1 pseudogene is annotated in these 239 nt (G+C 26.4%); it reads left to right on the top strand.

Annotation, left to right across the window (positions count from 1 at the left end):
- A pseudogene (locus SB658_RS27195) lies at positions 1 to 239 on the top strand (phage portal protein); the annotation flags it as partial.

Here is a 239-nt window from a genome sequence, read left to right as displayed (position 1 = left end):
GAAACCATTATTAAAAAAGATTTCAGATGAAGCAAATGTTAAATTCTTTGAAAAAGAAGAGTACCTTTTAGGTCAAAAAATTGAAATTAAAGCTGTTTCTCATCAAAGTATATTTGATCTTGCGACAAGTATCGATAAACTTATTTCTTCAAGTGCATTTACAGGAAATGAAATTAGATTAGAAGTAGGATATGAAATTTCTGATGATCCTAACTTAAATACACATCATATTACTAAAA

Source organism: Bacillus sp. SIMBA_008 (genome assembly GCF_046535495.1).
Lineage (GTDB): Bacteria > Bacillota > Bacilli > Bacillales > Bacillaceae > Bacillus > Bacillus subtilis.
Note: the sequence above shows the minus strand (reverse complement) of the source record. Positions and strands in the feature narration are given on the sequence as shown.